18 protein-coding genes are annotated in these 18,691 nt (G+C 61.2%); 14 read left to right on the top strand and 4 right to left on the bottom strand.

The window, feature by feature from the left end; translation table 11 throughout:
* Position 1 precedes the first annotated feature (1 nt).
* The 12 genes from ACJU26_RS04065 to ACJU26_RS04010 are packed head-to-tail and all read left to right on the top strand — an operon-like array spanning position 2 to position 15,789.
* Positions 2-1,054, top strand: coding sequence for a hypothetical protein (locus ACJU26_RS04065; RefSeq protein ID WP_414041262.1), 1,053 nt, complete (start codon positions 2-4; stop codon positions 1,052-1,054).
* Entirely contained in the window at positions 1,055-4,012 is a 2,958-nt protein-coding gene (locus tag ACJU26_RS04060) for a DUF1156 domain-containing protein (RefSeq protein WP_414041261.1), read from the top strand.
* A gap of 14 nt (positions 4,013-4,026) precedes the next feature.
* On the top strand, positions 4,027-6,804 hold the full coding sequence (locus ACJU26_RS04055) for a TrlF family AAA-like ATPase (RefSeq protein WP_414041260.1): 2,778 nt from the start codon (positions 4,027-4,029) through the stop codon (positions 6,802-6,804).
* A gap of 1 nt (position 6,805) precedes the next feature.
* Positions 6,806-8,077 (top strand): ATP-binding protein, encoded by a 1,272-nt coding sequence (locus ACJU26_RS04050; protein ID WP_414041259.1) that lies wholly within the window; start codon positions 6,806-6,808, stop codon positions 8,075-8,077.
* Positions 8,074-10,920 (top strand): ATP-binding protein, encoded by a 2,847-nt coding sequence (locus ACJU26_RS04045; protein ID WP_414041258.1) that lies wholly within the window; start codon positions 8,074-8,076, stop codon positions 10,918-10,920. The genes ACJU26_RS04050 and ACJU26_RS04045 overlap by 4 nt, the downstream gene beginning before the upstream one ends.
* 21 nt (positions 10,921-10,941) lie before the next feature.
* Positions 10,942-11,610, top strand: coding sequence for a hypothetical protein (locus tag ACJU26_RS04040; RefSeq protein WP_414041257.1), 669 nt, complete (start codon positions 10,942-10,944; stop codon positions 11,608-11,610).
* The gene (locus ACJU26_RS04035; RefSeq protein ID WP_414041256.1) at positions 11,607-12,563 is read left to right on the top strand and encodes a hypothetical protein; all 957 of its coding nucleotides are present in this window, start codon (positions 11,607-11,609) and stop codon (positions 12,561-12,563) included. The genes ACJU26_RS04040 and ACJU26_RS04035 overlap by 4 nt, the downstream gene beginning before the upstream one ends.
* 18 nt (positions 12,564-12,581) lie before the next feature.
* Complete coding sequence (locus ACJU26_RS04030) at positions 12,582-13,388, top strand: ComEC/Rec2 family competence protein (protein ID WP_414041255.1); 807 nt, start codon at positions 12,582-12,584, stop codon at positions 13,386-13,388.
* Positions 13,385-13,573, top strand: a complete 189-nt coding sequence (locus tag ACJU26_RS04025; RefSeq protein ID WP_414041254.1) for a hypothetical protein — start codon at positions 13,385-13,387, stop codon at positions 13,571-13,573. Before ACJU26_RS04030 ends, ACJU26_RS04025 begins: the two co-directional genes overlap by 4 nt.
* 27 nt (positions 13,574-13,600) lie before the next feature.
* Positions 13,601-14,122: an SLATT domain-containing protein gene (locus ACJU26_RS04020; RefSeq protein ID WP_414041253.1), complete on the top strand. Its 522-nt coding sequence runs from the start codon at positions 13,601-13,603 to the stop codon at positions 14,120-14,122.
* Between the two features lie 4 nt (positions 14,123-14,126).
* Positions 14,127-14,903 carry an SMODS domain-containing nucleotidyltransferase gene (locus ACJU26_RS04015; protein ID WP_414041252.1) on the top strand — a complete coding sequence of 259 codons (777 nt, stop codon included), beginning with the start codon at positions 14,127-14,129 and terminating at the stop codon, positions 14,901-14,903.
* A 58-nt stretch (positions 14,904-14,961) separates the two neighbouring features.
* Positions 14,962-15,789: a three-Cys-motif partner protein TcmP gene (locus ACJU26_RS04010; RefSeq protein ID WP_414041251.1), complete on the top strand. Its 828-nt coding sequence runs from the start codon at positions 14,962-14,964 to the stop codon at positions 15,787-15,789.
* On the opposite strand, the gene ACJU26_RS04005 is transcribed toward ACJU26_RS04010, so the two are convergent.
* The 4 genes from ACJU26_RS04005 to ACJU26_RS03990 form a co-directional block, all read right to left on the bottom strand.
* Entirely contained in the window at positions 15,786-16,532 is a 747-nt protein-coding gene (locus ACJU26_RS04005) for a DUF5131 family protein (protein ID WP_414041250.1), read from the bottom strand. The genes ACJU26_RS04010 and ACJU26_RS04005 overlap by 4 nt on opposite strands.
* 13 nt (positions 16,533-16,545) lie before the next feature.
* The gene (locus ACJU26_RS04000; RefSeq protein WP_414041249.1) at positions 16,546-16,881 is read right to left on the bottom strand and encodes a helix-turn-helix domain-containing protein; all 336 of its coding nucleotides are present in this window, start codon (positions 16,879-16,881) and stop codon (positions 16,546-16,548) included.
* Positions 16,882-16,956: 75 nt separating this feature from the next.
* Positions 16,957-17,151 (bottom strand): glycoside hydrolase family protein, encoded by a 195-nt coding sequence (locus ACJU26_RS03995; RefSeq protein ID WP_414041926.1) that lies wholly within the window; start codon positions 17,149-17,151, stop codon positions 16,957-16,959.
* A 43-nt stretch (positions 17,152-17,194) separates the two neighbouring features.
* Positions 17,195-17,428 carry a glycoside hydrolase family protein gene (locus ACJU26_RS03990; RefSeq protein ID WP_414041248.1) on the bottom strand — a complete coding sequence of 78 codons (234 nt, stop codon included), beginning with the start codon at positions 17,426-17,428 and terminating at the stop codon, positions 17,195-17,197.
* Here ACJU26_RS03990 and ACJU26_RS03985 point away from each other — a divergent pair.
* Positions 17,421-17,744 carry a hypothetical protein gene (locus ACJU26_RS03985; RefSeq protein WP_414041247.1) on the top strand — a complete coding sequence of 108 codons (324 nt, stop codon included), beginning with the start codon at positions 17,421-17,423 and terminating at the stop codon, positions 17,742-17,744. The two genes, ACJU26_RS03990 and ACJU26_RS03985, sit on opposite strands and share 8 nt — an antisense overlap.
* Positions 17,745-17,812: 68 nt before the next feature.
* Positions 17,813-18,601: a hypothetical protein gene (locus ACJU26_RS03980; protein ID WP_414041246.1), complete on the top strand. Its 789-nt coding sequence runs from the start codon at positions 17,813-17,815 to the stop codon at positions 18,599-18,601.
* The last annotated feature ends 90 nt before the right edge of the window (positions 18,602-18,691 follow it).

The raw sequence follows: 18,691 nt of genomic DNA, 5'->3' as shown, positions 1-18,691 counted from the left end.
CATGACCCACCACGATATCTTCGACTCGCTGACCCGCAACGCCTTCGAGTTCTTGGAGCGCGGCATCGCGGAGTTCGACAAGGCCCCCAAATACTCGGTCATCCACTTCTGCGCGGCGGTCGAGATGCTGCTCAAGGCGCGGCTGATGAAGGAGCATTGGTCGCTGATCGTCTCCAAGCCCGATCAGGCCAATCTCGCCAAGTTCATGGTCGGGGACTTCATCTCGGTCACGCTGGAAGATTGCAGGGCGCGGATTCGTGATGTCGCGGGCGAGGACATCGGCGACGACGCCTACAACAGCTTCCGCGCGCTCGCGAACCATCGCAACAAGATGGTTCACTTCTTCCACAACGGGCTGGAGAGTGACGAAAAGGCCAAGGCGCAGATCGTCGCCGAGCACTGCCGTTCTTGGTTCCATCTGCACCGTCTGTTGAGCCGGTGGGACACCTACTTCCACGACTTCGGCAGCGAGATCGCCCGCGCGGATCGCGCGATGAAGGGGCACCGGAAATACTTGGCCGCCAAGTTCAAGGCGCTCAAGCCCGATCTGGACGCAGCCCGCACGGCAGGCAGCGCGCCGAAGGCATGCAGTGCCTGCGGCTTCAAGGCAGCCATCCCCGACGACCTTGATGACCAGATCGCGTCGCTAAGCTGTCTGGTGTGCGATCACACCGAAACCCAGGTCGAACTCGAATGCCCGCACTGCGGCGAATCCATCGTCATTGCGAACGAGGGCTACGCGACCTGTGGGCACTGCGGGAAAGGCATCGAGCCAGAGCATCTGGTGGACGCGCTGACAGATCACGTTGAAGCGCACATAGCCATCAAGGATGGTGGCGATAGCTGGGAGCCTGCCAACTGCAGCAACTGCGACGGCTACCACACCGTGGTCAGACGCGGCGACCACTACTTCTGCGCGAACTGCTTCGACATCTCGGATGGCATCGAGCAGTGCCAGTGGTGCAACGAATACAACACCGGAAATATGGAACACAGTTATTCGGTCGGCTGTAGCCATTGCGATGGCAAGCTCGGCCGAGAGAAGGACGACTGAATGCAAAACATCAAAACACCAAAAAAACTCATCGAAGTCGCGCTGCCGCTCGATGCCATCAATGTCGCTGCCGCGCGGGAGAAGTCCATCCGCCACGGCCACCCCAGCACGCTGCACCTGTGGTGGGCGCGGCGTCCGCTGGCGGCGGCGCGGGCCGTGATTTTCGCGCAGATGGTCAACGACCCCGGCTATCAGCAGGGCGGCGGGTTTCGCTACGGCGTCAACAAGGAAAAGGCGCAGACCGAACGCGAGCGGCTGTTCAAGATCATCGAAGATCTGGTGCAGTGGGAGAACACCAACAACGAGGAAGTGCTGGAGCGCGCCCGCTTTGAGATCCGTCGCTCGTGGCGCGAGGTCTGCGAGCTGAACAAGGGCCACCCGCAGGCGGCCGAACTGTTCAACCCGGACAGGCTGCCCGCCTTTCACGATCCCTTCGCGGGCGGCGGCGCCATCCCGCTGGAGGCGCAGCGTCTTGGGCTGGAAAGCTATGCGTCGGACCTGAACCCGGTGGCGGTGACCATCAACAAGGCCATGATCGAAATCCCGCCGCGCTTTGCCGGCCGCAAGCCGGTATTCGGTGCGGCCGAGCTGCCCTGTCATTCCGGGCGGAGCGAAGCGGAGACCCGGAATCCAGAAAAGCCGCTGGATTCCCGCTTTCGCGGGAATGACGAATTGTTTGAGCGGGATTGGTCCGGCGCGCGTGGGCTGGCCGAAGACGTGCGCCGCTATGGCGCCTGGATGCGTGCCGAGGCCGAGAAGCGCATCGGGCACCTGTACCCGAGAATCGAAGTCACGGCGGCGATGGTTTCCGAGCGGCCCGACCTGAAACCCCTGCTTGGGCAGAAGCTCACCGTCATCGCTTGGCTGTGGGCGCGCACCGTGAAAAGCCCCAACCCGGCCTTCAGTCATGTGGACGTGCCGCTGGCTTCTACCTTTGTGCTCTCCAGCAAGGCGGGGAAGGAGGCCTATGTCCAGCCGGTGGTGGAGGGCGACAAATACCGCTTTACGGTGAAGGTGGGTGAGCCGCCGGAGGAAGCGAGGGAAGGTACTGCGGCAGGGAAGCGTGGCGGATTTTACTGTCTGATGTCTGGCTCGCCCATTGATTACAAATACATTCGTACCGAAGGCACTGCCGGGCGCATGGGCGCGAAGCTCATGGCCATCGTCGCCGAGGGTGCGCGAGGCCGCGTCTATCTCCCACCGACCGCCGAGCAGGAAGCCATTGCGCAACAGGCGCAGCCCGAGTGGAAGCCGGATGTGAAGCTGCACGGTAAGTGTCGCGTCAATGTTAGCAACTATGGCCTTGATGTTTACGGCGACCTCTTCACCCCCCGCCAACTGGTGGCGCTGACTACCTTTTCCGATCTGGTGGGCGAGGCCATCGACAAGTGCCGTCAGGATGCGCTGGCGGCGGGTCTTGCCGACGACGGCATCGGCTTGGATGCCGACGGCAGCGGAGCAACGGCCTATGCGCAGGCAGTGGGGGCTTATTTGGCGTTTGCCTTGGATAAGGTTGTTGACCGAGGTTCTTCAATCGGACGCTGGGACCCAACGCCAACACAAAGTGGAATCATCAACACTTTCAGTCGCCAAGCGCTTCCTATGACTTGGGACTTCGCAGAATCTAATCCTCTTGGTGAAGCGTCTGGAAACTACGTTAGTGCCACTGAATTGGTCGCAAAAGCACTTCTTGTAAGCGCGCCTGCTGTCGCAGGCTTTGCACAGCAGGCTGACGCTTCGACACAAGCGATTAGTAAAAACAAGCTGGTCTCCTCAGACCCGCCGTACTACGACAACATTGGCTATGCTGACCTCTCCGATTTCTTCTACGTCTGGCTGCGCAAGAGTCTGAAGCCGATCTATCCCGGCCTGTACGCCACGCTGGCCGTGCCCAAGGCCGAGGAGCTGGTCGCCACGCCTTACCGCCACGGCGGCAAGGACAAGGCCGAAGCCTTCTTCCTCGACGGTATGACCCGCGCCATGCACAACCTGGCCGAGCAGGCGCATCCGGCCTTTCCGGTGACGATCTACTACGCCTTCAAGCAGGCCGAAACCAAAGGGGAGGCCGGCACGCACAGTACAGGATGGGAGACCTTTCTCGAAGCCGTGTTGAAAGCCGGCTTCGCGCTGACCGGCACCTGGCCGATGCGCACCGAATTGGGCAATCGCATGATCGGCTCTGGCACCAACGCTCTCGCTTCCAGCATCGTCCTGGTCTGCCGCAAGCGCGCCCCCGATGCGCCCACGGTCAGCCGCCGCGAGTTCATCCGCGAACTCAATGCCGCGCTGCCCGAGGCGCTGCTCGACATGACGCGCGGCGGCGTCAATTCGCCGGTCAAGCCGGTGGACTTGTCCCAAGCCATCATCGGCCCCGGCATGGCCATCTTCAGCCAGTATGCCGCCGTGCTGGAAGCCGACGGCACACCGATGAGCGTGCGCACCGCGCTGCAGCTCATCAACCGCTTCCTTGCCGAAGATGACTTCGACCACGACACGCAGTTCTGCCTGCACTGGTTCGAGAGCCAAGGCTGGGCCACCGGCAAATACGGTGACGCCGATGTGCTGGCCCGCGCCAAGGGCACCAGCGTGCAGGGCCTTTCAGCCAGCGGCGTAGTGGAATCGGGCAAGGGCGAACTGCGCCTGCTCAAGTGGGCCGAGATGCCAAGCGCCTGGAACCCGGAATCCGACACCCGCACCCCGGTGTGGGAAGCGCTGCACCAACTGATCCGTGCACTCAATCAGGACGGCGAATCCGCCGCCGGTGCGCTGCTCGCCCGCATGCCCGCCCGCGCCGAACCCATCCGCGCGCTCGCCTACCGCCTCTACACCCTGTGCGAACGCAAGGGCTGGGCGGAAGAAGCCCGCGCTTACAACGAACTCGTCACGGCGTGGAGCGCTATCGAACAGGCCGCGGGCGAGGCGGGTCTGGTCGGCTCGCAGGCGCAACTGGATATCTGATTGGGGAGGAACGCATGACAAGCACGCAATGGCTTTACCCTGGTTCCCGTTGGTGGAAGTTCGATTTTCATACCCATACGCCGGCGTCGAGGGACACCGATGCGTGGCAGAAAGCCTTGGGCACGCCCGATGAAATCACTCCCGAGAAATGGCTGCTCAAATACATGGCTGCCGAGAACGACTGCGTGGCCGTGACGGACCACAACAGCGGCGAGTGGATCGACAAGCTCAAAAACGCCTATGCGTCGATGAAGGCCCAGTCCGACGCCGGCAGCCCGCCAGGGGGTTTCCGCCCGCTGACGATCTTTCCGGGCGTGGAGATTTCTGCCAATGGCGGCGTGCATGTATTGGCCATTTTTGATCCGGCGGCAAGCACCGGCGATATCGACAGCCTGCTTGGCAAAGTCGAGTATCGAGGTACCAAGGGAAACAGCGATGCTGAAACGGGTCTGAGTGTGGAAAAGGTCATCGAGGCAATCATTGCCGCCAACGCCATTCCCATTCCGGCCCATGCTGATGCTGACAAGGGGCTGCTGCGCGTCAATCCAGGCTCGCGCCAATGCGCGCTTTCTGCCAACACCGTCAAGCAAGCCCTGGAGGTGGAAGGATTGCTCGCGGTCGAGTGGTGCGATCTGAACAACCCGTACCCCGAGGCGGTGGAAAAGCTCGCCCAGCCACTGGCGCGCGTGCTGGGCAGCGATTGCCACAATTTTCGGAGCGCAAACGCCCCGGGCAGTCGCTACACCTGGGTCAAGATGGCTCAGCCCACGCTGGAAGGTTTGCGGCTGGCGCTGCTGGACGGCAATGGCGTGTCGATCCGGCGCAGCGACGAAGGCGCTTTCGACCCGTTCCGGACTCCCGCGCATGTCATCACCGCCATCGAGGTGGACAATGCGCGGGTGATGGGCAATGGTCAGGCGGCCCGTTTGAGGCTCTCACCCTATTTCAACGCCATCGTCGGCGGGCGTGGCACGGGAAAATCCACGCTGGTGCATGCGTTACGACTTGCCACCGGGCGCGAGGCCGAGATTCAAGCGCTGCCAAAAGACAGCGAGCCTCGCGAGCGTTTCGAAGCCTTTCGGACGATCGCCAAAGGCGCACTGAAACCCGAGACGGTCCTCTGTGTCGAATGGCAGCACGAGGCAACGCGGTTGCGTCTTCGCTGGCGGGAAGGAAAAGCCGTTGACGTCGACGAATGGCGTGATGGTCAGTGGCAGCCGTCCGCCAGCCAGAGCGTCAATCCCAACCGATTCCCCATCCGGATCTTCTCCCAAGGTCAGATTGCTGCCATGGCAGGAAACGGGCGCCAGGCATTGCTTTCCATCATCGACGAGGCGGCAGGCGTGGGGCCGCTCCAGCAGGCGTTCGAGGAAGCCCGTCGCACCTATTTCGCCCAGCGCGCACGGCTGCGCGAGCTGGACGGCAAGCTGGCTACACAGCCGGAGGTGGAAAGACGCTTGCAGGAGGTGGAGGCAAAGCTCAAGGCGTTCTCACAAACCGACCATTCCGCCGTGTTGCAAGCCTTCGCCCGCGCCCAGCACCAGCGGCGGGCGGTGGATGAAACCCTGACGCAACTGAAAGAAGGAGTGGACTCCTTGCGCGAGGCGGCCGCGCGGCTGCTGCTCGACGACTGGCTGCCGCAGCACTTCACCGATGCCGATGGTGACTTACTGGCCTGGCGGTCCGAGGCGGACCGTTTGATCGCTCAGGCTCGCCAACGCCTGGAGCAAGAGGCAGACGCGCTGGACAAGGGCATTAAAAATCTGGCTGAGGATGCGCGTCTGACTGCCTGGCGCGCCCGGGCCGATGCCGCCCGTGAGCAACACGAGAGATTGCAGGCGCAGCTTGCCGCGCAAGGTGTCGCTGATCCACAGGCATTTGCCAAACTCACTCAGGAGCGCCAGCAACTCGATGCGCAACTGAAAACCTTGCGTCAGGCGCAATCCGACCGCACGGATTTGGAGCGCCGGATCGATGACCAGCAGGCCTTGCTGCTGGAGCGCCGGCAGGCCATCACCCACAAGAGACAAGTTTTCCTGCAAGACAAGCTGGCGCACAACCCCCACGTCCGCATCAATGTGGCGCCTTTCGGGTTCGATCCGATGGTGATCGAGCGCAGCCTGCGCGAACTGATCGATGTGACCGATGACCGTTTTCCGGATGACATCCTCAGCGTGGAAGACGGCGAGTCCAGGAACGGTTTGGCCTTCGATCTGGCCAGCGCGGAAGACGCCAACAAGCTTCAGGTGTTGGAGAGCACGAAGGGCGCCTTGTTGAACCGCCCCGCATCGCTGGGCGGGCATTTCCGCAACTATCTGGAGCGCAAGCTGCAGAAGCCGGAATTTGTCGATCATGTTCTTGCCTGGTTTCCGGAGGATGATCTGCGCATCGAATACCAGCGGGACAACCGCTGGTACGCCATCAGCGAAGGCTCCCAGGGGCAGCGCTCGGCGGCACTGCTTGCCTTTTTGTTGGCCTTTGGTGAAGAGCCGATTGTCCTCGATCAGCCGGAGGATGACCTCGACAATCACCTAATCTACGACCTCATCGTGCGCCAGATTCGCGAGAACAAGCAGCGACGTCAGCTTATCGTCGTCACTCACAACCCCAACGTAGTGGTCAATGGTGATGCCGAACTGGTGCATGTGATGGAGTTCGGCCGCGGCCAGTGCTTCGTTCAGCAGAGCGGCGCCTTGCAGGACAAGGCCGTGCGCGAGGAGGTCTGCCGGGTGATGGAAGGCGGCCGGGAAGCGTTTGCCCGCCGCTGGAAGCGTTTGGGCAGGGAGGTTTGACATGCTGGCGACCCGTGCGGAGTTGATCGAGAAGATTCGACTGGGCGAAGACAGCTTCCTCGAGCTGAAGCAGGTGAGGTTCGCTGGCGGCAAAGTCCGTGGGCCGACGCAGGAAGATTTGGCCGACGAACTGGCTGCCTTTGCCAACAGCGCAGGCGGCGTGATCCTGCTCGGCGTCGAAGACAAATCGCGGGAGGTGCTGGGGATTCCTGTCGAGCGGCTGGATGCTGTGGAGACATTGGTGCGGCAGGCCTGCGAGGACTCGGTGAAGCCACCCTTGGCGCCCATCATCGAACGCATCACACTGCCCGATCTGAGCGGTGCAGAGCAGCCCGTGATACGAGTTGAGGTGCCTCGCAGCTTGTTCGTGCACCAAAGCCCGGGCGGATATTTGCATCGGGTGGGGTCGTCGAAGCGCCCGATTCCGCCGGATCACCTGGCGCGCTTGTTTCAGCAACGCAGCCAGTCGCGCTTGATCCGCTTCGACGAAACACCGGTGCCGCGTGCGACCCTCACCGATCTGGATGAGGCGTTGTGGCGGCGCTTCGTCCCCAAGCCAAGCGCCGACGCGCCGGAAGTTCTGCTGTCCAAGCTGGCGATGGCGGCGCAGGACGAGCAGGGCGTCTGGCGGCCGACAGTAGCTGGCCTGCTGATGGCCTGCCGCCAACCGGAGCGTCACCTTCCCGGCGCCATCGTGCAGGCCGTGGCCTACGTGGGCACGGACGTGGCGCCCACGGGCGAGGGGGTGTACCAACGGGACGCACAAGACATCACGGGACCGCTCGATGAGCAGATACACACCGCCTGTGCCTTTGTGCGCAAGAACATGCTGATGGCAGCCTACAAACGCACGGGGGGCGGTCGGGTGGATGTGCCGCCATTCGACATGACGGCCGTGTTCGAAGCTGTGACCAACGCCGTGGCCCATCGAGACTATTCGATGGCGGGCACCAAGGTGCGGCTGCGCCTGTTCGATGACCGGCTGGAGCTGTTCTCGCCAGGAATGCTGCCCAACACGATGACGCCGGAAAGCCTGCCTTACCGACAGGCGGCGCGCAATGAAGCACTGACCAGCCTCCTGGCGCGCTGCCCCATCGGCGATGTCGAGCTTGCCAGCTATCGCAGCCACATCATGGACAAGCGTGGCGAAGGGGTGTCCATCATCTTAAGCCGCAGCGAACAGCTATCCGGCAAGCGCCCCGAATACCGACTGAACGATGACAGCGAGCTGATGTTGACCATCTTTGCCGCTCGCAAGGAGCAAGAAGCATGATTCTCAAACCCTGGCGCGAAATCGCGGAACCGCACTCCGACGTGCGGGAAGGCAAGTTCCAGCAGGCCGAATTCGCCGCCGACCTGTCTCGCGTGCATGCGGGCACGGCCAACGCGGAATACCAGAACCCGGCGCTGTTCTTCCAGCGCACCTTCATCACCGAAGGCATGCGGCTGTTGCTGGACTCTGTGGTCAAGCGCCTGGCCGGCAAGGGTGGCGATCCGGTCATCCAGTTGCAGACGGCCTTCGGCGGCGGCAAGACGCACACCATGCTGGCTGTCTATCACCTCGCCAAGGGCGAAGCACCGGCCAGTGACTTGCAGGGCGTGCCCGCCATCCTCGATGCGGCCGGCGTGACCGAACTGCCCAAGGCGCGCATCGCGGTGCTCGACGGCATCAAGTCCTCGCCCAACCAGCCGGTGGTGAGGGAAGGGCAGAGCATCCGCACGCTGTGGGGCGACCTGGCCTGGCAGTTGGGCGGGGCTGATGGCTTCAACCTCGTAGCGGAAGCCGATGCTTCGGGCACGTCGCCGGGCAAGGAGGTGCTGGCTGATCTGCTGGGCCGCTACGCACCCTGCGTCATTCTCATCGACGAGCTGGTGGCCTATGTACGCCAGTTCGAGGATGGCAAATCCCTCGCGGGTGGAACTTTCGATTCCAACCTGTCGTTTGCGCACGCGCTGACCGAGGCGTTGAAGGCCGTGCCGACCGCGGTGCTGCTGGCCTCGCTGCCCGAGTCGGACAAAGAAGCCGGAAGCCAGCGCGGCGTGAGGGCGTTGGAGGCGCTCGCGCATTGTTTCGGGCGCGTGCAGGCGCTGTGGAAACCGGTCGCTACCGAAGAGGCGTTCGAGATTGTGCGTCGGCGGCTCTTTTCCAACATCAACGACAAGCTGGCGATGGAGTCGGTCTGCCGGGCTTTCGCCGATTACTACATCGACAACCGCGACGACTTCCCGCAGGAGACGCAGGACAGCAAGTACCTGGAGCGGCTGATCCACGCCTACCCGGTCCACCCCGAGGTGTTCGACCGCCTGTACGAGGACTGGTCAACGCTGGACAACTTTCAACGCACCCGCGGCGTGCTGAAACTGATGGCGAAGGTGATCCACCGCCTGTGGAAGGACGGCAACAACGATCCGCTGATCATGCCCGGTAGCTTGCCACTGATGGATGCCGACACGCTGAACGAGGTGCTGTACTACCTGCCGCAGGGCTGGACGCCGGTGATCGAGCGCGACGTGGACGGCGAGCGTTCGGAGACCTGGGAGATCGAGAACAAGGATACCCGCTTCGGCAGCGTGCAGGCCTGCCGCCGCGCCGCGCGCGCCATCTTTTTGGGAAGCGCGCCCAGCACGGCCAACCAAGGCGTGCGTGGTCTAGAACTGGAGCGCGTGATCCTGGGCGTGGCCCAGCCCGGCCAACAGCCCAACCTGTTCAAGGATGCACTGCGGCGCTTGGGCGACCGGCTGCATTACCTCAACCACGCCAACAATCGCTTCTGGCTGGACACGCGCCCGAACCTACGGCGCGAGATGGAAGAACGCAAGCGCCGCTTCCAGGACAGGGAGGACGTGTTTCCCGCCATCCGCGAGGGCGTGCAGCGCAGGCTTGCCAGCGGGGTGTTCGGCGGCATCCACATCTTCACCGGCAGCGGCGACGTGCCCGACGACTGGGCGTTGCGGCTGGTGGTGCTGCCGCCCGACGCGGCTTTCAGCAAGAGCGGCCAGAGCCTGGCCATCGAGCGCGCGACCGAGATTCTCAAGAAACGCGGCGACCAGCCCCGCTTCAAGCAGAACCGCCTGATCTTCGTGGCGGCGGACTATGACAGCGTGAGCCGCCTGAAGGATCACGTTCGCTCGCACCTCGCGTGGCGCAGCATCGTCGGCGACTACAAGGACAACCGCATCGTCCTCGACAACCTGATGGCCAAACAGGCGCAGGCCAGCATGGATCAGGCCGAGGAAACGGTGCGGCGCATGATCCGCGAAACCTACAAATGGCTGCTCGCGCCGGTGCAGGAAGCCCGTCCCGGCAAAGGGCTGTCCGACATGGTGTGGGAGCACTTTCCGCTCAACCCAGGTGCGCAGAACTGGTCGCAGGAAATCGAGCGCGTGCTCAAGGAGAACGAGCTGCTCATCAGCGAATGGGCGCCGATCCATCTGGCCAAGGTGCTGAAGGACTGGTTCTGGAAGGAGGATGCCAAGGACGCCAGTGCCCTCAACGTCTGGCAGCAGAGCTGCCAGCAGCTCTACCTGCCGCGCCTGAAGGACGACACGGTGTTTCAAAGGACGATGGCCGCGGGCGCCGAGAGCCGTGATTTCTTCGGCTTCGCGCAGGGCAAGGAAGACGGTCGCTACATCGGGTTCAGCTACGGCAAGCGCACGTCGCTGATCATGGACTCGTCGCTGCTGCTGGTCGAGCCACTCACTGCTGCCGCGTACATGGAAGCGCTGCGCGCTGCCGAAGAGGCATCTCGCGCGCAGGCGGTCGGCGCAGGTGCTGGTGCAACCACAAGCGTGCCTGTCGGTGGAGGCGAACCGCTTCGTGTTGAAGACTCGGCCAAGGGTGGCTACCAGGCCGGTGGCGCGACCGCCGGTCAGAGCGCCAAGAAGCAGTTCTACGGCAGCATCGACCTCGATCCGATTCAGGCCAAGCGGCAGTTCGCCGATCTGGTGGACGAGGTCGTGCAGCAGTTCACCCTGCGTCCCGGCGTGAAGGTGAGGATCGCCGTCGAGATTCAGGCCGAATCCCCGAGCGGGTTCGATGATGGCCTTCAGCGCGCGGTGAAGGAGAACTGCAACGTGTTGAAGTTCAAGAGCGCGGAATTCGAGACCGGGGACTGAAGTGGGAACCGGGAGGGATAGATGGCAAAGAAGACTGCGGGCTCTCCGTCGCTGAAATCTGAGAACGGCAAGGCGATTTGGCTGTTGGTAAGCGCCGATATTGTCGTAATTGTTTTGGTGTTGACGGGTTTCGCGTTCACCCAAGCGTCGCTTTCAGAGCTTGCGCAATCGGCGTTCGTTCGAGGGCTGGTCTTTGCCGCCGCCGGCCCGCTGGTCGCGGTCTTCCTGAATGACCTGCTGCCATCTAACGCCAAGGCATCAATCGTCTTCTGGCGCATCAAAGATGCGCTGCCTGGTCATCGCGCGTTTAGCGAGCACGCAGAAGCCGACTCCCGTATCGATATTGCGTCGCTGAAGAAAAGAGTTGATGAGTTCCCGCAAAATCCAAGGGACCAGAATAGTTGCTGGTACAAACTGTTCCAGAAGCACCAGTCAAATGTCATCGTCAGCGACTCGCACAAGCGATTCCTTCTCTTTCGAGATTCATCCAGTCTGACGCTTCTGATCCTCGTGATTGCTTGGATAGCATCCGCGTTGTCGGGGGTGCCAGCTGGCCTGCAAGCAGTGGTTGTAGGCGGACTGGTGGTGCAATTCCTTTGGCTCGCCATATCCGCTCGAAATACCGGCATACGACTTGTTCAAAACGTCTTGGCGCTGGAGTCGAGCGATGATGGAGGAAAGAAGAAATGACGGCCCGCTCCATCATCACGAGATTCCGCGCTTATCAGATTGGCACGGCCGGCGCTTCCTTTTCTCTTTTCGCTGATGGCACCTTCACCTTGCTTGAAGCAAGGTTGACCGACCTGAGCCGCCCCAATTTGGACTGGGAACTTGCGGAGTGCGGAAAAAGCACCGTTGACGTTCTTCATATCACCGGCTGGGATCAAGACCATTGCGCACTGGCTGACCTCGAAGAAATACTCTCGCGCTATAAGCCGGCGACGATTGAGTATCCGGGATATCCGCCGCACAGCGACACTGCGAAGGACTGCCTGAAGCTTATTCAGCATTACCGGACGACGAATGCGAACAAGGGGCACACTGTCAAGTGCATTGCCGTCAACCCTGAGTACATCAAGGGCCTGAAGAGTGCCGAAGATCTGGCGTACCGAGACATCGTGTACCACCCGCGCGTCTTGCTGGATGGTGAGTCAAACAACAATTCGACCGTCAAGTTGTTTCGGCAGGGCTGCTTCAACGTCGCCAGCCTGGGCGATGTCGAAGACGCCAACATCGGCGCGTACCTTCGTCGCTGCAAGATTTTCAAGCGCGAGGTCGATGTTCTGCTGCTTGCGCATCACGGAGCTGACTGCCCGACCAATTCAAAAACGTTCTTCGAAGCCGTCCAGCCGAAGATAGCTGTCTGCGGGAGCCAGTTTGACAATCAGTTCGAACATCCCAAGCCGGAGGTTTGCCAGAGACTCTTTGATCTGCGCATTCCGATCATGACGACGAAGACCGGTGACGTGCTTATCCGATCGCTTCCGCCGCACTCGCAGAAGTTCCGAGCGACAAATCTGATCGCCAATTCGACGAAGGTTTCGAGAGAGCTCGATTTCGTGACACGAAAGAGCCACTGGCTTTCGATGAATGCCGACACGCTTCGCAATCTGTATCGGCCGGGCTTCAAGGGGCTTCGGTAAGTTCAATGAGGGAGCGACATGGAGCTGAAGATATTCGATGTCGAGCACGGTGCCTGCGCGTTGCTAACCTGCGATAATGGTACTCGCCTGATGATTGACTGCGGGCACAATGGGGATACCGGATGGAGGCCGGGGCGCTACCTGCGTGATCAAGGCATATCACGCCTTGAGATGCTGGCGATCACGAACTACGACGAGGATCATGTCAGCGGTTTGCCGGACTTGCTGGAGAACGTGGATGTCGAATGGCTGTGGCGAAATCGGTCAGTAACGCCAGATACCATCCGCCAGCTCAAATCCGAGGACGGCTTGGGTCGCGGCATTGAAACCTTGGTTGGTATGACTTCAAGCTACAGCGGCGGGACAGAGGCAACCCCATCGACATTCTTGGGAGTCGAGCGGCAGGCCTTTTACAACGACTACCCCGAGTTTGATGATGAAAACAACCTGAGCATGGTTGTGCACCTCTGGATCGCAGGCATCAATTTCCTGTTTCCGGGCGATCTTGAATCGTCAGGGTGGAAAGCACTGCTCCGTCAGCCTGGCTTCCAGAAAGTCGTATCCGAAACGCACGTCCTGATTGCTTCGCACCATGGCCGCGAGAATGGAATTTGCACCGATGTTTTCGATAACTACGGATGCAAGCCGTTCTACGTTGTCATTTCAGACAAAGGGTACATGTACGACACCCAGAGAACGGTTCCTTACTATCGCAGTAAAGCTCGGGGCGGGCCATTCAGGGGAGAGACGAGACACGTTCTGACAACGAGAAATGACGGAAGGATCGCGTTTGTCTTTCAGAACGGTCAATGGTGGCCGCAGTGACGGGAAACGTCTGCCAGAACGAGGGGCTGGCAACGCGCGTCGACAAGCCCCGCGCCTTCGTTGACTTCGTGCTGAACCTGCTCGAAGGCCACAACCACATCAAGGTTTCCAGATACATGGGCGGCCAGTCCAATGTCTGGGAAGACTCTGCATCGCTGCGTCGGGCGATTCGGCAGGCGCAATAAGCCGATGCGAGGGAGGCGCAACACACCATGAGCGAATCATCCGAAACCGATCAGAGCAGGATTGCCGCATTACGCCGCGAAGCAGAGCGCCTTGAGGAGGACGCGACTTACTCCAGCAAAGGGCACTTCAACGCTGAAGATACTTGGGTGAGGCGTAACTACTGGCTGGGGATTCCCGCGACGGCTCTCGCGGCGATCGCTGGGGCCACGCTGATCAAGAGCCAGCCGGAATTAGCGAGCGCATTCGCATTGCTGGCATCGTTGCTGACGGGGTTGATGACGTTTCTCAAGCCCAATGAGCGTGCGGCAATGCATAGGGCTGCCGCAGGGCAATTCCTGGCCCTCAGAAATGAAGCGCGCTTCTTCCGAGAGATCGAACTGCTGCAGGTGGGTCGGCTGGACGAGATGCCCGAGAAGTTGAAGGCTCTGGCGACCGCGCGTAACGAGTTGAACCAGAAAAATCCAAGCATTCCTCGTAGGGCGTTCGTCGCCGCGCGCAGGGGTGTCAAGGAAGGCGAATCAACGCACAAGGTGGACAGGGAGGAGTGACGGGATGTCGGTATTGAGTTTTCTCACGGATACTGCCAGCAACGCAGTGCTTTCTTCGACCGAGCAGTCGTCAATCACAACCTCGATTTCGACGCTGCAAACCCGGATCGGGCTGCATTTCGCCGGCGGTGTAATCAAGCAGCACTTCCGCTTCGGCTCCTCAACGCGGGGCACGATTTTGCCGCGCTCGATGGATGAGCACTCAGATATCGATTACCTGATCGTATTCAGCGAGAACAATGCCACGCCGCAGACGTACTTAAACCGTCTGAAGACTTTCGTCGAGAAGTACTACGGCTCATCGGGAATCCGGCAGTCAAGCCCGACCATCGTGCTCGAACTGAACCACATCAGGTTCGACCTCGTGCCTGCAACGACGACATGGCTCGGCGAACTGCAAATCCCGAATGGCTCCGGCGGTTGGATGACAACCAACCCGAATGACTTCAACTCCACGCTCGAAGCTAAGAATAAAGAGCATAGATCGCTGATCAAGCCCTCTCTTCGGCTGTTCAAATACTGGAATGTAACTGCCGGGTTTCCGTTCCAATCCTTTGAAATGGAGAAATGGGTCTGCGGCCTGAGCTTCTGGTTCCTCTCAAACCAGAAGGACTATTTTCTTACGATCATCGAAAACCTGAATACCATCTCGTCGTACTCGCAATGGGTGAACAACGAAATCACGCGAGCAAGGAATATCGTGGCCAATGTTCGGCAGTACGAAAAGAATGATATGCCGGTAACGGCGGAGAATGAAATGAAGAAGCTGTTCCGGCTCTGAGAGGAAGACCAAGCGCATTCGAACGGCTTCTTCGTACAAAAAAGCAGGGGGGTAAGCGATGGGAAAACTGATCGATGGGGACGATGGACTGCCAGCCGAAGAAGTGGGCGTCTGGGCCAAGGAGAAGCACGACTACCTGTGCCGCTACATCGACATTTCGCGCAGCACCCGCGCGAAGTATCTTGGCACCGGCAAGGCGGGCGCGACCTATATCGACCTATTCTGTGGCCCGGGCCGATGCAAGGTGCGGGACTCCGGCGAATGGATTGACGGCGGTGTCGTCGCTGCGTGGAAGAAGAGCCAGGAAGGCAACGCACCGTTCTCGCATGTCTTCATCGGCGACCTCGATATCCAGCGTCGTCAAGCCGCCGCAACCCGCCTGAGGAATCAGGGCGCACCGGTGGTCGAGATCGACGGTGCCGCAGTCGATGCGGTGAAACAGGTCATCGCCCAGCTAAACGCCTATGGCCTGCATTTCGCGTTTCTCGATCCCTTCGATCTGGCTGCGCTGAACTTCGACATCATCGTCGCCCTGTCAGCGCTCAAGCGCATCGACATGCTGGTTCACATCAGCCAGATGGACTTGCAGCGCAACGTCGTGACCTATGCGACCACGGACAACTCGCCGTTCGACACCTTCGCGCCCGGATGGCGTGAGAATGTGTCGATTATTCAGGGCCAGCAGGAGCTCCGGCAGCAGATTTTCCAGTTCTGGCGCGCCAAGGTCGCAGGCCTTGGCGTGTGGCCTTCCACCGACATGCGCTTGCTTACGGGCAGCAATAACCAGCCGCTGTACTGGTTGCTGATGGCGGCCAAGCATTCACTGCCGCACAAGTTCTGGGCCACGGCCTCCAACGTCGAGGGCCAAGGCGCGTTCAATTTCTAGGGTTGCACCACCGCTTCCGGGTAGTCGTCCCATGTGCGGCCACGGAAGATGCGACCATTCGCCTTCTTGTGGCGCTTGACGCCATCAGCGCCCCAGCCGCCCCACTGCTTGAAGAAGAACGCCGCGCCAGCGGCCTCGGCCTGCGCCTGCACGTTTGCCACCCACTCCTCGCGCATCGGTCGGGCCTTGTGACCTGACTCGCCGCCGACGATTACCCAGTGGATGTCGCGCAGGTTGATGCGGTCCAAGTCCTCCAGCAAAGGCTCGACCGAGAGGAAGCGGATGTGCGCATCCACCTTGCGCAGATGGTCGATGCGCGGCACGCCGTACTTCTTGTCCTCCACCGAGACGCCCAGCCACACGTTCTGTGGGCAGGCCCGCCGCGCGAAATACTCTGGCAGGCGCTCTGCGCGCTTGGTGAGGATTTGGTAGGTGTGCTGCGGCGTGGCCTCGATGATCGAGAATACGCGGTCGAGGAACTTGTCCGGCACGGCCTCGTGGAACAGATCGCTCATGCTGTTCACGAAGTACGTGGACGGCTTCTTGCGCAACAACGGCTGTTCCAGCCGGTTCTCATGCACGGTGAGTTTGAACTCGTTTTCGTAGCCGGGCGCGCCCATCGCGTGCAGCCGCAGCGCCATCACTTCGGCATAGCAGTGCTTGCAACCCGGCGAAACCTTGGTGCAGCCGGTGGTCGGATTCCAGGTCTGCTCCGTCCATTCGATGGTCGATTGCGTCGCCATACGGCCTCCTATGTCATTGCGGCGCAGCGCCCGTCGTGCGGGTCTGCACATGTTCGGACGCGAAGGCGTCCACCAAGCGGGATAGCGCCGAGCGCACCTGTCCCAAGTCCGGATCTGCCAAGATCACACGCACCCGTTCGGCGAGCTGTTCCGCCGACGGGGCTGTCTCGCCTTCCGCCGTATGCACCAGACGCATACAGCGGTTGATGACGCTGATCGGCGGGCTGGCCTTGCCCCGCTCGTACTTGCTTACCATCGACTGATCGACCTCCAGCAGGTCGGCGAATTCCTTCTGGCTGCGCCCATTGCGCGCCGCCCGGATGAGTTCTTCAACGCTCTCGAAAGCCACGATTCTTGTCATCCACAAAATGCACTTAACGCTTATTTAACCATGAATATGCTTCTTATGCCTAGCTTGCGCCGATCAGCTAGCCGTGGCTCGCAGGATCAGGGGTACTTCTGCTTCACGCCGGACTACGAGGCCCGGCAACACGCGCCCGCCACCGTACACCCAGCGCCGCAGATCCATCGCGGCAGCGTTCCAGTCCCGCTGGTTAACCCGCCGCCGTAGCGTCGAGGTCTGCAAACGCCCGCCGCCGAGGTTGAATGTGAAGTCCACGATGGCCGCCAGCCGCCCTTCGGGTTCGGTGGTCAACACGGGGCTAGCGCAGCGTGGCGGCCAGCGCAGTGCTCAGGTCGCGGGCGAGATATGCGTCCGCTTCGGCCTCGGTGATCGGCGGGTGCTGGGCGTCGCAGAGATGGTCGTAGCCAATCGTCCAGTAGCCTGCCTGCCGGGCAGATGTATGGATGTGCTCGCCGCTTTGGGTCGAACTTCGGTACGCAGTCGAGCGTGGCGTTTCGCCCGAGCGGCTGGCAAAGGCGCTGAACGTGGACATCAACCAGATCCACAAGAAGGTGAGCCTGCTCGAAGGCATCTGCGCGGAGGCGGTCGAGATTGGCCTGAAGGCCGCCGTGGACCGGTTTGGGGAGCCGGTGCGCTTCCAGGGCAATCGAGCCTTTCTGGAAGAGACGGTGAAGGTTGCCCTGGAACATGGGATTGCCCTGGAGCCCGGCAGTCCGATGGCCCGGGACATCTACGAGCGGGCGATCGCGGAGCGCGGGAATCAGCTGGGTCCGTCGAAGGACCGTACCCCGTATAGGGCGCCGGAGAAGAAGCAGGAAGTGGGCAAGGGCAAAGGACTTGCGCTCTGAGTGAGGCCGGTTATCCCTCTGCGCGCTGATCTATACCCTGTTGATGTTCTTGATGACAGGGTATGGCCATGGATGAGCTGGACGAAATCGCGCAACTAGAGGCGTCAGGCCAAAAACTGATGACAGAACCTGCCCCTCCGCCGCGCAAGCGGGAAACGGCAGATGCAAAGCGGGCGTCCACCACCGGACGCAGCCCCAGGGGGGCAGAGCGGCAGCCGGTTATGGATGGCGACTCCGCCCATGTCGAAAGCCTGCTCGCGGAGATCCGTGATCGCCTGGATCTCCTGTTGCAGGCGAATGACCCCTCGCAGGGTGCCAACCCGTCGCAGGGGAACCTTGCTGAAAATCCGCAGTCCCCCATAACCTCGGTGCCGGACCGCTCGGCGACTGTTGAGTCTGATGAACTGAGAAAAGCATTCCCGCTTGAGGATGCAGAAAAGACGCCGGCACAGGCTCCCGCGAACATCATGATTTCCCACCCGGATATGGCGCGGTTGCTGGCCACCGTCGAAGACCGGGTGACCCGTCATGCAATGACGCACCATTCTTCGGTGGTCGTCCTGCTGGGCTGGGCGATGGCCATTCTGGCGTCGGGGCTGGGCATGGGATATGGCTATATTGTCGGGTCTGGCCGGTATCCCTTCTGGGTTCCGGCCGCCCATGCCGGCATCCTGTCCAGGATGGCCGCCGCAGTTCTCGGCGCCCCGGTTGGAGTTGTTCTGCTTCCCCTGGCTGGAGCGATCCTCTGGGAAGCGGGCAAGGAAGCCGGTGGCGAGGTACCGCAGGTGAGCTTGCGACTGGCAGCGATCGGGATATTTCTCGCAGGCATCCTGCTTCCCGTATTTTCGCTGTTCTGATGCATCCCAAAGCACCTCCCAGCCAAACCCGCAAGGGGCGGTTTCTCTCGTCCACGGAAACGCTGGATGATCAGATTTCTCACGACCGAT

The sequence above is a fragment of the Acidithiobacillus sp. M4-SHS-6 genome (genome assembly GCF_047421495.1).
In the GTDB taxonomy this organism is placed as follows: Bacteria; Pseudomonadota; Gammaproteobacteria; order Acidithiobacillales; family Acidithiobacillaceae; genus Acidithiobacillus.
Note: the sequence above shows the minus strand (reverse complement) of the source record. Positions and strands in the feature narration are given on the sequence as shown.